15 protein-coding genes are annotated in these 11,906 nt (G+C 37.4%); 13 read left to right on the top strand and 2 right to left on the bottom strand.

Annotated features, from left to right (window positions below):
- The first annotated feature begins 15 nt into the window (after positions 1-15).
- A complete protein-coding gene (locus OSO01_RS00480) occupies positions 16-564 on the top strand; it encodes a ReoY family proteolytic degradation factor (RefSeq protein ID WP_147207778.1) in 549 nt (182 codons plus the stop codon).
- A 403-nt stretch (positions 565-967) separates the two neighbouring features.
- Here the strand turns inward: OSO01_RS00480 and OSO01_RS00475 are convergent, their stop codons facing one another.
- Positions 968-2,002: a hypothetical protein gene (locus OSO01_RS00475; protein WP_147207777.1), complete on the bottom strand. Its 1,035-nt coding sequence runs from the start codon at positions 2,000-2,002 to the stop codon at positions 968-970.
- A 394-nt stretch (positions 2,003-2,396) separates the two neighbouring features.
- Between OSO01_RS00475 and OSO01_RS00470 the strand changes: the two genes are divergently transcribed.
- The 8 genes from OSO01_RS00470 (at position 2,397) to OSO01_RS00435 (ending at position 8,040) form a co-directional block, all read left to right on the top strand.
- Positions 2,397-2,855, top strand: coding sequence for a DUF2487 family protein (locus tag OSO01_RS00470; protein ID WP_147207776.1), 459 nt, complete (start codon positions 2,397-2,399; stop codon positions 2,853-2,855).
- A gap of 160 nt (positions 2,856-3,015) precedes the next feature.
- On the top strand, positions 3,016-3,528 hold the full coding sequence (locus tag OSO01_RS00465) for a QcrA and Rieske domain-containing protein (protein ID WP_147207775.1): 513 nt from the start codon (positions 3,016-3,018) through the stop codon (positions 3,526-3,528).
- A gap of 5 nt (positions 3,529-3,533) precedes the next feature.
- Complete coding sequence (gene qcrB / locus OSO01_RS00460; RefSeq protein WP_147207774.1) at positions 3,534-4,208, top strand: menaquinol-cytochrome c reductase cytochrome b subunit; 675 nt, start codon at positions 3,534-3,536, stop codon at positions 4,206-4,208.
- 15 nt (positions 4,209-4,223) lie between these two features.
- The gene (locus tag OSO01_RS00455) at positions 4,224-5,000 is read left to right on the top strand and encodes a menaquinol-cytochrome c reductase cytochrome b/c subunit (protein WP_147207773.1); all 777 of its coding nucleotides are present in this window, start codon (positions 4,224-4,226) and stop codon (positions 4,998-5,000) included.
- Between the two features lie 91 nt (positions 5,001-5,091).
- On the top strand, positions 5,092-5,679 hold the full coding sequence (gene lhaT / locus OSO01_RS00450; protein ID WP_147207772.1) for a lipoprotein heptaprenylglyceryl N-acetyltransferase LhaT: 588 nt from the start codon (positions 5,092-5,094) through the stop codon (positions 5,677-5,679).
- 287 nt (positions 5,680-5,966) lie between these two features.
- Positions 5,967-6,221 (top strand): sporulation protein YpjB, encoded by a 255-nt coding sequence (locus OSO01_RS00445; protein ID WP_147207771.1) that lies wholly within the window; start codon positions 5,967-5,969, stop codon positions 6,219-6,221.
- Between the two features lie 55 nt (positions 6,222-6,276).
- The gene (locus tag OSO01_RS00440; protein ID WP_147207770.1) at positions 6,277-6,951 is read left to right on the top strand and encodes a zinc metallopeptidase; all 675 of its coding nucleotides are present in this window, start codon (positions 6,277-6,279) and stop codon (positions 6,949-6,951) included.
- Between the two features lie 75 nt (positions 6,952-7,026).
- Positions 7,027-8,040 carry a phosphotransferase family protein gene (locus OSO01_RS00435; protein WP_147207769.1) on the top strand — a complete coding sequence of 338 codons (1,014 nt, stop codon included), beginning with the start codon at positions 7,027-7,029 and terminating at the stop codon, positions 8,038-8,040.
- Positions 8,041-8,096: 56 nt separating this feature from the next.
- Here the strand turns inward: OSO01_RS00435 and OSO01_RS00430 are convergent, their stop codons facing one another.
- Positions 8,097-8,963: a YitT family protein gene (locus tag OSO01_RS00430; RefSeq protein WP_147207768.1), complete on the bottom strand. Its 867-nt coding sequence runs from the start codon at positions 8,961-8,963 to the stop codon at positions 8,097-8,099.
- Between the two features lie 230 nt (positions 8,964-9,193).
- Between OSO01_RS00430 and OSO01_RS00425 the strand changes: the two genes are divergently transcribed.
- From OSO01_RS00425 to bshA, 4 genes are read left to right on the top strand one after another with little or no spacing between them, the layout of a single operon-like run.
- On the top strand, positions 9,194-9,547 hold the full coding sequence (locus OSO01_RS00425; RefSeq protein WP_147207767.1) for a nucleotide pyrophosphohydrolase: 354 nt from the start codon (positions 9,194-9,196) through the stop codon (positions 9,545-9,547).
- Positions 9,537-10,334, top strand: coding sequence for a 4-hydroxy-tetrahydrodipicolinate reductase (dapB, locus tag OSO01_RS00420; protein WP_147207766.1), 798 nt, complete (start codon positions 9,537-9,539; stop codon positions 10,332-10,334). Before OSO01_RS00425 ends, dapB begins: the two co-directional genes overlap by 11 nt.
- Before the next feature lie 28 nt (positions 10,335-10,362).
- A complete protein-coding gene (gene mgsA / locus OSO01_RS00415) occupies positions 10,363-10,773 on the top strand; it encodes a methylglyoxal synthase (protein ID WP_147207765.1) in 411 nt (136 codons plus the stop codon).
- Positions 10,770-11,906: an N-acetyl-alpha-D-glucosaminyl L-malate synthase BshA gene (gene bshA / locus OSO01_RS00410; protein ID WP_147207764.1), complete on the top strand. Its 1,137-nt coding sequence runs from the start codon at positions 10,770-10,772 to the stop codon at positions 11,904-11,906. The genes mgsA and bshA overlap by 4 nt, the downstream gene beginning before the upstream one ends.

Below are 11,906 nucleotides of genomic sequence, written 5' to 3'. Positions count from 1 at the left end.
AGAGGGGAGAGTGGAATGCTATCGTCAGTAACTGCAAAAGACAAGAAAAAATTCATCCAGTGGTTTTTAAATCATTATCGCTTGAAAAAAAGAGAAAGTGTATGGATACTTAATTATTTAGTGAACCATATGGATATTTTAGAACATGTGCATTTTGTAAGAGATGTGAAGTATTGTCCAAGGGGAGTAATGATTTCAAGTCGTTGTTCAGATAAAATCCCATTTCGTTTTTACAAAAACCATCTGGTAACTACAGATGCAGAGAAAACCTTTCATGATATCCGGTTGAACAAACAGGAATCATTATTTATCCAGCTGAATTTTCACCAGGCAAATCAAAACGCCTATTATGCTGCTGTACTGGAAGAAAATCCATTTCTTCCAGAAGATTATTACGTGACAAAAGATGATAAGCAGACAACTGTTGATTTACTGGATCGGCTCTTGGTCAATCAAAAACGGGAACAGCTGCGTGAGGAGATTGACCAGGCTTTGGATACAGGAGATCAAGCGAAATTTATAGAGCTGACAAAGGAATTGGAAAAACTTATGAATAAATCATAAGCTTTTATAAATGAAACTATTATTTATTAAACCGGACTTTTCACTAAAAAGCTATGGCTGAATAGGCAGATGTTAATATGCTTCTTAACGACAGCTCCAGAAAGACACTATACTTTACTATGGTTTGAATCTGCTTAGATTAAAGAAGACTTGCTGACTTGCAAGCCGCCGCCAGGTGCAAACAGAAGCAAAGTTGTCCTCATACCTATAGTGGAAAAATTGCTTTTGTATTTTATGGAAGTTTATTGCTGATTGATAAAATTACAACCGTTAAGTTAAAACTATTGTAGATGTAATAAAAGAGTGAGAGAAAGTTCTATATTCGATAAAAAAGCAGTCATTAATTGGCTGCTTTTGTTTTCCAAAAATGTAAGGGATGCTCTTAACCCAGTTAGGAACGCTCTTATTGAATCTGTCGCTCGATTAAATTGCTGATTTCTTTCCGTTCTTGTTTAGTATAGGAAAACTGTTGCTCCAAAGCTTCCAGGTATTCTCCAGCTTTTTTCAGCTCAATAACACTTTCCTTCATATAAGATTTGTAATGGTCATTTACTTTGTTGATTTCGTCAGTAAATTTTTCATCTGTCCCGGGGGTGACGGCTTCTTTATATAAATCAATTATTTCTTCCCCTTCTCTAGTTGGGAAAAATTCATGAGGGTCAGTACTGTCAAACATACAAAAATCCAAAGCTGGAACTAATACCATATCAATACTATTGGGATCGAAACTACAATGATGAATTTCCGTATCATAACCATATTCAATACAAGTACTTGCTACTTTTTTCATAAATGTTGACTTGCCGGTTCCTGCACGCCCTTTTATATAAAAAACACGTGAAAGTTTTTCTGTAATATGGGGGATGACATTGACAGGACCATCCACGGTTGTAGTGCCAAAAAAGCGGTGGTACTCGTGACCATCCCGATTTTTCTTCGGTTGTCCATGTAAGACGCTTTGAATAAACGAATCGACAATTGCATCGGCTTTTTTAAAATCCATTTCTTTAATATAGATCTCTTCCAAGTCATCATGTATGCGCAACCCTGTTTGCAAATGTTTATATGCATTTTCTGTGTGATGGATGAATTTTTCCTCTAGCTCAGCATTTTTAACTGGGGTGTCTTGTGTGTATTGGATTAAATCCAGTTCAGTTACCTCACTCATATCATTTGGCACGATGGAACGGTTTAAAATAGCGATGCTCTTTTCACGAATAACAACACCATCTAAATAGCGTTCACCTAATGCACTTTTTAACACTTCTACTTCACAGGTAGATTCATATTTCGTGATTATATCTTTTAAAATTTTTGTTTTTACCGTTTGGGAAGGGTGATTTAAACTAATGATTTGCTGTAGATGGTTTATATTAGAAGGCAGTAAATTTATAAATCCTTCCGCTGTATTTGCCGTTACATAATAATAATTTCTCAAAGAGACACTTCCTTTTTGATTTAAAATTTTGGTTTGGTGAAGAGCCTTTATTTAATTAATTTATGCCCGCTTCTTATTTTAGTGAATGTATCATGCAACAATAATAGCAAAATTAGAAAAGAAAATACGACAAAATCAAAAACCCCAAGAACGTAACTCCTGTAGTCTACGTATAAATGGTGAGAGGTTAGCTTGGAACCCTCCTCAAATATCTGGTGGCAATTTCTAAGTCTTTAAATGGGTGCTTTGCACTTTTCGTTGAAAGCTATGCGAATTTCAAATCCTTTCTAAATACAATGGATAAGATCAGATTTAGTTCTTTCAGGGAAGATAAAAAATTGTTACAATATAGGAAAGTATTTGAAGTGGATTTTCATTTAAGGGAGGATTATTTATGAAATGGACAAGTGTTGACTTGCAGAAATATGATCAGGCGAAGGAGTACATAGATACAATCATTGTACCGTTAGCACCTTTCCAAATTGGAGCCTTGGAGGCTTCTGCTAAAAATGCAGACCAGTATGATGTATTAACACTTTTTGCAAGGGAATTGGAAAAAGAGCTTATGGGAAGAATAATGCTCACACCCATTTATACATATATAACATCTGCAGAAAAATTACAAGAAGCAGAGAGAATAAATGAATGGACGAATCATTTTAAAGAACAACCCTTTAAACAAGTACTCTATATCAGCTTTGACCCGTCCTGGAGAAAAATTGCTAACGATTTAGAAGGTGAATTTATCTGGCTCCCGACTGCTTCTTTAAAAGACGCAGATCCTGCTGCAGTGAAGGGCATAATAAGGGACCAGACCTTGCAGACAGTAGAGTTAATTAAGTCATTCTGGTAAATCTATGACGAAATTATCATCATTATCAAAACATTTGTCGTTAACCATTGGATATATATTGACCGAACCAATAGTTTACGCTATCATTGTTATTGTCCTAGTAATCTGATTTAATCTTAATAATGTCCGTGACTATTTTGAAAAAAGAGGGGGGAAAAAAATGAGTGATGAAAAACGGCAAGTATCCCGTAGACAGTTTCTGAATTACACACTTACGGGAGTAGGCGGCTTTATGGCTGCCGGTTTGTTAATTTCGCCTGTCCGGATGGCAATCGACCCTGTATTGAAGCATGATGAGGGCGGCGACTTTGCAAATGTCGGTCTGGAAGTTTCCGAAATTACTTCTGACCCGCAGCGTGTCGACTGGTCTGTTGATCAGGTAGATGGCTGGTATGAATCAGAAGTAAGTCGCTCAGCCTGGGTATATCGAAATGATAATGATGAAATTGTAGCCTTTTCCCCAGTTTGTAAACATTTAGGCTGTGTTGTTTCTTGGGAAGGCAGCGATGATTATCCGGATCAATACTATTGTCCTTGTCATGACGGCCGTTATTACAAGGATGGAGTAAATGTTCCTGGAACACCGCCTTTGCAACCGCTTGATGTTTATGAGCAGGAAGAAAGGGATGGCATGCTATTCCTGGGCAATATCAGACCACATGAGGAGGCGTAAAAACAATGTTACAAAAGATTTATGATTGGATCGATGATCGCATTGATATTACGCCGATTTGGCGGGATATTGCCGATCATGAGGTTCCTGAGCACGTTAATCCGGCACACCATTTTTCAGCATTTGTATACTGTTTTGGCGGATTAACATTCTTTGTTGTAGTAATTCAAATTCTTTCTGGTATGTTTTTAACAATGTACTATGTACCGGATATTGAAAACGCTTGGCAGTCTGTATACTATCTGCAAACTGAGGTAGCACATGCACAAATTGTACGCGGCATGCATCACTGGGGCGCAAGTGTCGTTATCGTAATGCTATTATTACATACTTTACGGGTATTTTTCCAAGGGGCATATAAAAAACCGCGTGAGCTTAACTGGATGGTGGGAGTTCTTATCTTCTTTGTTATGCTTGGTCTTGGTTTTACAGGTTATCTGCTTCCATGGGATAACAAAGCATACTTTGCAACTCAGGTGGGATTAGAGATTGCTGAACAGGTACCATTTATCGGAGAAGCGTTAAAAACACTTCTGGCCGGAGATGCTACCATTGTTGGTGCACAAACTCTTACACGATTCTTTGCAATCCATGTCTTCTTCTTACCAGGAGCATTGTTTGCATTATTGGCAATTCACTTTATCTTAATCCGTAGACAAGGTATTTCCGGACCACTATAAAAAGGAGGGCAACTAATGCATAAGGGTAAAGGTATGAAATTCGTTGGCGATTCCCGGATCTCAGCGGAAAAAACATCAAAAATACCAAAAGATTATTCTGAATATCCTGGTAGAACAGAAGCGTTTTGGCCTAACTTTTTATTAAAAGAATGGTTAGCTGGGGCAGTTTTCCTTGTCGGATTTTTATGCCTGGTGTTGGCTCACCCATCTCCGCTTGAAGGAATGGCTGATCCGACAGATGCGGCATATATCCCTCTACCAGACTGGTATTTCTTATTCTTGTATGAATTATTAAAATACCAATTCGCAAGTGGAGATTGGATAATTCTTGGAATTCTCGTTATTCCTGGAATTGCGTTTGGAGCACTGTTAATTGCTCCGTTCCTGGATAACGGTCCTGGACGCCGTCCGCGTCAACGTCCAGTTGCAGTTGGCATGATGCTTTTAGCTTTAGTTTCTTGTATCTGGTTGACATACACTTCTGCAGCACATGTTGATTGGGAAACGCGCGCTGAACAAAATAAACCGATTCCTCCCGGTGAATCTGTTGTTGACCAGGATCATCCTGGATTTGCAGCATATGAAAACAGCTGTTTAAGCTGTCATGGCGGGGAATTAGAAGGTGGAGCCGGTCCTGCATTAGTAGGAACTGAGCACACAAAAGAAGAAATAATGGACATTGCTGTAAATGGTATCGGTGCTATGCCTGCTGATCAGTTCCAAGGAACTGATGAAGAACTGGAACAATTAGCAGACTTTATCATTGAAACCAGTGAAGCAGCAGGAGAGTAAGAATAAAAAGAAGCACCTTTGACCACAATAAGGCAAAGGTGCTTTCTCTATACTTTAGAACGATATGAAGGAAAACCTTGAGGAGATAAAAATGTTATCATACATATTGCAAGATAAAAAATTTCTAATTATACTTTTCATCATTAATTTCCTAGGCACAATTTACGGATATTATTGGTATGGCTGGCAGTTGGAAATAACTCCGCCTATATTTATTCCTTTTGTTCCGGACAGCCCGACCGCCAGTCTGTTCTTTACTATTTTTTTATTATTTTTTATATTTGGTAAAAATATTCCGTACATTGAGGCACTAGGGATTGTCTCTTTATTTAAATATGGCATTTGGGCCGTTGTTATGAACTTATTAACACTAATTGTTACCGGGAGTATCGGTCCGGCAGGTTATATGCTGATTGCCTCTCATTTAGGAATGGCTATTCAAGGATTGCTTTATGCACCATATTATAAAATAAAATTGCGGCATTTAACCGTTGCAGGTATTGTTGTATTACATAATGATATTATCGATTATGTTTTTGAACAGATGCCTATCTATTCCAATTTAACGACATATATGAATGAAATTGGTTATTTTACATTCTGGTTGAGTGTAGTATCAATTCTTCTTGCTTATTATTTAACAATTTATAGAAAAAGCCAAAATTTGAATAACCGCTAATTGACATCCATACTTTATTGGCTGTTCACTGGTTAAAATGCCTTTGTGGAAGTCTTGTGTTTTTCTGAACAAGATTACTATCCAATCACAACCTGTTGCAGCCGCTGTATTATCCTGAAAGTATTACTTCGATTCCTTGTCCCGCCAGAAACATTTTATACGTTGAAAAACCCGGCTGAGTGAAGTTCACTTTATATTTTCTTACTCCATAAAGAAGCTGGACGTCATACCCATTCACCTATGGACATAAACTTAAAATATACACTAAAAGATCAGAGGTGATCTCTATGGGTGAGAAACTGCTTCGAGTGATGACAATCGGAATCCTAGGGATGTTTTGCCATGTAAATGTTATTCATGCGGCCTCTATTTCGCCAACAGATATTTACCAAAATAGCTTAGCACCATCTCCATTTATTTTAGGTGTTATTATTGTAGGCGGTTGCATAATTATTACATTATCTTATGTAAGTTGGAAAAAATATAAAGGAGAGCAAGTAGGTAATAAGTCGGTTCGTAAAAACGACAAATCAGTTGACTAAAATTAAAATACTGACTAAAATTGACCTTAAGATACAGTAATGGGGGAATTGATAAATGGCCGCTTATTTGATTTATTTTATATTATTAATGATTGTACCAATGATTGCATCAGGAAAAGTAAAAAGCACGTATACAAAGTACTCTAAAAAACAAACATCTTCGGGCATGACCGGTGCGGATGTAGCCAGAAAAATTCTGGATGACAATGGTTTACATGATGTACAGATTGGAATGGTAAAAGGAGAATTAACAGACCATTATGATCCTCGTAAGAAACAAGTTAACCTGTCTGAAAATAATTATCGTGGAAGATCGATGGCATCATCTGCAGTTGCAGCTCACGAAGTAGGTCATGCAATTCAGGATCAGGAAGATTATGCATTCTTACGTTTTAGAACTGCTTTGGTTCCAGTAGCAAACTTCGGATCCAATATTTCGATGTTTTTAATTATTGCAGGTATAATTATGAGTTCAACCAATATGCTGCTTTTTGGAATTATTTTCTTCGCTGCTGCGGTACTTTTCCAGCTGGTTACACTGCCAGTTGAATTTGATGCTTCAAACCGGGCAATGACACAGTTGGTTTCTACCGGAATTATTCGTAACAATGAAGAGCGGGAAACTAAAAAAGTATTAAATGCCGCCGCAATGACATACGTTGCTGCAGCATTAGTAGCCGTTGCTGAACTTATCCGCTTTATTCTTATTTTTGCGGCAAATAGAGACTAATTAAAAAAAGATGATTCAATTGGGTCATCTTTTTTCATGGAAAACACTAAAAATTTCGGGGAGAGAATGCTTTTTATGACTGCAGAAATAATTTTCGGTTCAAATAAATTAGGATTAATCAACGATAAACAACTGCAATCTGTGCTAGATAAATTTAAATTAGGCAAACTTATTTCATCAAAAAGTACAGATGAAGGAGCAATGGGGCAAACAATGTTTGTTTCGTCCACAGAAGGAGAGTATGTTTTAAAAGGAAATCCGCTTTATTCTGGTCAATTCATGGAAGAAAAATTCTTTATTGATAATGTTAATAGTCGAACAAACATACCAGTGCCCCGACCATATATAATTGATGATTCTGAAGATATTTTCGGCTGGAATTATGTTATTATGCCATGTCTTAAAGGAGAGCATCTAAATTCAAAACCTCTGCAAATAAAGCTTCAGCTTGAAGATAAATTAAAAATAGCTGAATCCATTGCCGAAGCTTTGACTTCTTTTCATACATGGAAAGTAAATGATTTTGGTGAGCTTGATCCTAAAACTTTGACAATTATTCCTTTTAAAAATACTTACTCTGAATGGCTTTTTAAGAGAATCCTGTTTTGGGTAACAGACGCTAAAAAATACTCCAGAATAACGGAGGAGGATTTGAAATGGGTTCACTCTTTATTGGCAGAATCTGAAGATGACTTCAATCATATATCATCACCTTCTTTTGTTATGGGTGATTTTAAGCCTGGTAACTTTTTGATATATCAGTCTGAACATGGCTGGGAAATAAGCGGTGTATTTGATTTTACAAATTCGTATTTTGCAGACCCGGTGTCAGATTTCATTAAAATGATTACATACTATATAGATAATAATGAAACGGATATTGCAAAACACTTTATAAACACATACTATAAACAGCACGAAGAAGAAAAAAACAGCATAAGAAACCGGATAAAAGTACATATGCTTCATCAAAAAACATTAGATTGGGGAAGTGCAAAAGCAACAAATACGGTTACTTGGGATAATGCACTTCCATTTTCTGAATGGGCTGTGACGTACACAACAGCTGCAGAAAAAATATTAGAATAATCAGCTAGATACAGTTAAAAGAGCTTAAGGGATTCCCTTAAGCTCTTTTAACAGCGTTAATCATTTAATGGTTTTTTATTTTCATCCAGTGTGAAGCCCTCTCCCATCACCTCGTGAACCGTCGTCATAGAGACAAAGGCAGAAGGGTCGGTCTGGTTAATAATATTCTTCATCCGTACAATTTCATTCCGTGCTACCACGCAGTAAAGAACATTTCTTCTTTCCTTGGAGAAGCTTCCCTGACCATTTAAAATAGTTACACCGCGTTCCATTTTCTCCATAATCTGATTCGCAATTTCTTCGCTGTGATCGGAGATAATAAAAGCACCTTTGGCAGAATATGCACCTTCCTGGATAAAATCAATCACCCTTGCACCAATAAATACTGCTACCAGCGTATACATCCCTTGAGCTAAATTTAAAAAGGTAAAAATAGAAGTTATAATAACCAGAAAGTCAAATGCGAACATAGCCCGTCCAATACTCCAGGATGTATATTTATTAATAATGCGCGCTATAATGTCTACACCGCCTGTTGTCCCGCCAAAACGGAATATGACTCCCAATCCAACACCGATAAATACCCCTGCAAATAAAGCAACAAGTGTCATATCATGCTCTAGCCCGATAGGAATTTGGTAAATTTGAAAAATCCATAGAAACAGGGAAACAGATAAAGTCCCTACCATGGTGTAAACAAATGCATTTCTCCCTAGTATTTTCCACCCAATAAAGAATACTGGGATATTAAGCACAATATTTGTGATCGCAGGATCCAAATCCCATAAGAAGAAAAGTAACAGCGTAATTCCTGTAAAGCCTCCTTCTCCAAGGTTATGCTGCATATTAAAATGTACGAGACCAAAAGAAAAAATGGCTGCCCCTAATAAAATAAATACAATATTTTTAACCCGAATGTTCAATTTGCGATTCCTCCTTATGTACAGATGATAGAAATATACTTTGAAAATAAAGCTTGAAAAGTCTATTTAGTACCAAGTATTTACAATCTGATTTCAACCAATATCTATTATAGACAATTTAAAATGAAGTAACAATCCACATACTGTACCAATTAGTTGTCAAAACCCATGCTTTTAGCTAACATTAGAGAAGAGAAAGAGTAATCAGGAAGGTTAGAGAGGTGTTAAAAATGGAGAATACCAACCATACATTAAAAGATGTCCAAAAACGTGTTGATCGATACATATCTCAATTTAAGGAAGGGTACTTTTCTCCGCTTGCATTAATGGCAAGATTATCTGAGGAAACAGGAGAATTGGCCAGAGAAATTAATCACTATCATGGTGAGAAACCAAAGAAAGCTACAGAAAAAGAAAATACAGTTGAAGAAGAAGTCGGAGATATGATTTTTGTATTAGCTTGTTTAGCAAATTCACTTGAATTTGATTTATCAGATTCCTTTGAGAAATCAATGCAAAAATTTGAAACAAGAGATAAAAATCGCTGGACAAGAAAAGAGGGGGAAGATAGTCATGGCAATTAAAATTATCGTAGCAGGACCAAGAGGAAGAATGGGAAAAGAAGCTGTTCATATGATTTATGGAGTAAGCGATTTTGAATTGACGGCTTGCTTAGATCATAAAAATGATGGGAAAAAATTAAGTGATTTAGAAGGCTTCCAGGATAATTTTAATGCACCGGTATACTCAGATATCGAAAAGTGCTTTACAGAGCAGCAGGCAGATGTATTCGTTGATTTAACGACGCCTGAATTTGGTTATAAACATACAAAAGCGGCATTGAATCATGGGATTCGTCCGGTGGTAGGTACAACGGGATATACCAACGAACAATTAGAGGAACTAAAACAATTGGCAAGAGATAAAAAAACCGGATGTATTATTGCACCTAATTTTGCTATTGGTGCTGTTTTAATGATGAAATTTGCAAAAATGGCAGCTGCGTACTTCCCAGATGTAGAAATTATTGAAAAGCATCATGATCAAAAATTAGATGCTCCATCCGGCACAGCAAAGAAAACAGCAGAGCTGATTCAGGAGGTCAGAAAACGGAAAAAGCAGGGTCATCCAGATGAAGAAGAAACAATTCAGGGTGTCCGCGGGGGAGATTTTGACGGCATGCGGATCCATAGTATGCGGCTTCCTGGGCTGGTAGCTCATCAGGAGGTTGTTTTTGGCGGTGCTGGTCAAACATTAACGATACAGCATGATTCTATGAATCGTGCATCTTTTATGGACGGCATTAAAGAATGCGTCTATCAGGTGATGGATTTAGATGAGCTTATCTATGGTTTAGAGAACGTCTTATAGAGAAACATATATAGAGGGAGAGAACATCATGAATGTCGCTTTAATTGCACACGATAAGAAAAAAGAAGATATGGTACAGTTCACAACAGCTTATGCGCATGTACTGAAAAACCATCAATTATTTGCTACAGGAACAACAGGAAGCCGGATTATGGAAGCGACAGGGCTTCCGGTTCACCGCTTTCAGTCTGGGCCGCTTGGCGGTGATCAGCAAATTGGCAGTATGATTGCTGAAAATAAAATGGATATGGTTATTTTCTTCCGCGATCCATTAACCGCTCAGCCGCATGAGCCTGATATCAGCGCCTTAATGCGTTTATGTGATGTTTATCAAATTCCTTTAGCGACAAATATTGCCGGAGGGGAAATCTTTATGCATGGATTGAATCGCGGCGATTTTCACTGGAGAGAAATTGTGAAGGAAGAAGGGGAATTGTGAAAAAAATAGGAATTACATGCTATCCGACAATTGGCGGATCTGGGGTAATAGCTACAGAACTGGGAAAGAAATTAGCGGATAGGGGGCATGAAATACACTTCATTACCTCCAGCATGCCTTTTCGTTTAGAAAAAGTGTATGTCAATGTATATTATCATCAGGTGGAGATAAGTCATTACCCAGTATTTCAATACCCGCCCTATGACTTAGCTTTAGCAGCAAAAATGGCGGAGGTGATAGACCGTGAGAAGCTCGACATTCTCCACGTCCATTATGCCATGCCACATGCAATTTGTGGCATTTTAGCGAGAGATATGGCAAAGCACCCAGTAAAAATTGTTACAACCTTACATGGTACGGATATTACAATCCTGGGCATCGATAACACATTAAAGCCCATTATCCGCCACGGTATTGAGCAATCTGATGCAGTTACTGCAGTTTCAGAAAGTCTCCGGAAGCAAACCATGGAAATGCTGGATATAAAGAAGGAAATGGATGTTATTTATAACTTCATTAATGAAAATGAATATTATCCGAGAAAAGTAACTGAACTGCGCAATCAATATCAGATAAATGACGCTGATAAAATCATGATTCATATTTCTAACTTCCGAAAGGTGAAACGGGTACAGGATGTCATTGATACATTTAAAATAGTTAATGAAAGTATCCCTTCTAAATTGTTATTAATAGGCGACGGCCCTGAATTTTCAGATATGTCATTACATGTTAATGAATTAGGATTAGAGAAAGAAGTTCAATTTCTCGGGAAGCAAAATAATGTCAGTGATATTTTATCAATGGCTGATTTAATGCTGCTTATGTCTGAAAAAGAGAGCTTCGGGTTAGTATTATTAGAAGCGATGGCTTGTGGAGTACCTGGAATCGGTACAAATGTAGGAGGCATCCCGGAAGTATTAACTCATGATGAGACAGGGTATATCGTCGGGTTAGGAGATGTTCAGCAGGCAGCGGATTATGCTGTACAATTGCTATCTAATACAGAAAAACAGGAACAGTTTTCTAAAGCAGCCATAGAGCATGTACGTGATTGCTTTGCGTCTGACAAAATCGTGAATCAATATGAAAATTTATACAACCGGGTTCTTGAAGCGGAAGAGAGGGACTGA

It is taken from the genome of Oceanobacillus sojae, assembly GCF_007991515.1.
In the GTDB taxonomy this organism is placed as follows: Bacteria; Bacillota; Bacilli; order Bacillales; family Amphibacillaceae; genus Oceanobacillus; species Oceanobacillus sojae.
The sequence above is the reverse complement of the archived record's forward strand: the minus strand, read 5'-3'. Positions and strand labels throughout refer to the sequence as shown.

Excerpts from the sequence above, each read along its gene's own strand:
- OSO01_RS00440 (WP_147207770.1), top strand. The coding sequence starts at position 6,277 with ATGGCCGCTTATTTGATTTATTTTATATTATTAATGATTGTACCAATG.
- OSO01_RS00480 (WP_147207778.1), top strand. The coding sequence starts at position 16 with ATGCTATCGTCAGTAACTGCAAAAGACAAGAAAAAATTCATCCAGTGG.
- OSO01_RS00470 (WP_147207776.1), top strand. The coding sequence starts at position 2,397 with ATGAAATGGACAAGTGTTGACTTGCAGAAATATGATCAGGCGAAGGAG.
- lhaT (WP_147207772.1), top strand. The coding sequence starts at position 5,092 with ATGTTATCATACATATTGCAAGATAAAAAATTTCTAATTATACTTTTC.
- mgsA (WP_147207765.1), top strand. The coding sequence starts at position 10,363 with ATGAATGTCGCTTTAATTGCACACGATAAGAAAAAAGAAGATATGGTA.
- OSO01_RS00445 (WP_147207771.1), top strand. The coding sequence starts at position 5,967 with ATGGGTGAGAAACTGCTTCGAGTGATGACAATCGGAATCCTAGGGATG.
- OSO01_RS00425 (WP_147207767.1), top strand. The coding sequence starts at position 9,194 with ATGGAGAATACCAACCATACATTAAAAGATGTCCAAAAACGTGTTGAT.
- OSO01_RS00465 (WP_147207775.1), top strand. The coding sequence starts at position 3,016 with ATGAGTGATGAAAAACGGCAAGTATCCCGTAGACAGTTTCTGAATTAC.
- qcrB (WP_147207774.1), top strand. The coding sequence starts at position 3,534 with ATGTTACAAAAGATTTATGATTGGATCGATGATCGCATTGATATTACG.
- OSO01_RS00455 (WP_147207773.1), top strand. The coding sequence starts at position 4,224 with ATGCATAAGGGTAAAGGTATGAAATTCGTTGGCGATTCCCGGATCTCA.
- dapB (WP_147207766.1), top strand. The coding sequence starts at position 9,537 with ATGGCAATTAAAATTATCGTAGCAGGACCAAGAGGAAGAATGGGAAAA.
- OSO01_RS00435 (WP_147207769.1), top strand. The coding sequence starts at position 7,027 with ATGACTGCAGAAATAATTTTCGGTTCAAATAAATTAGGATTAATCAAC.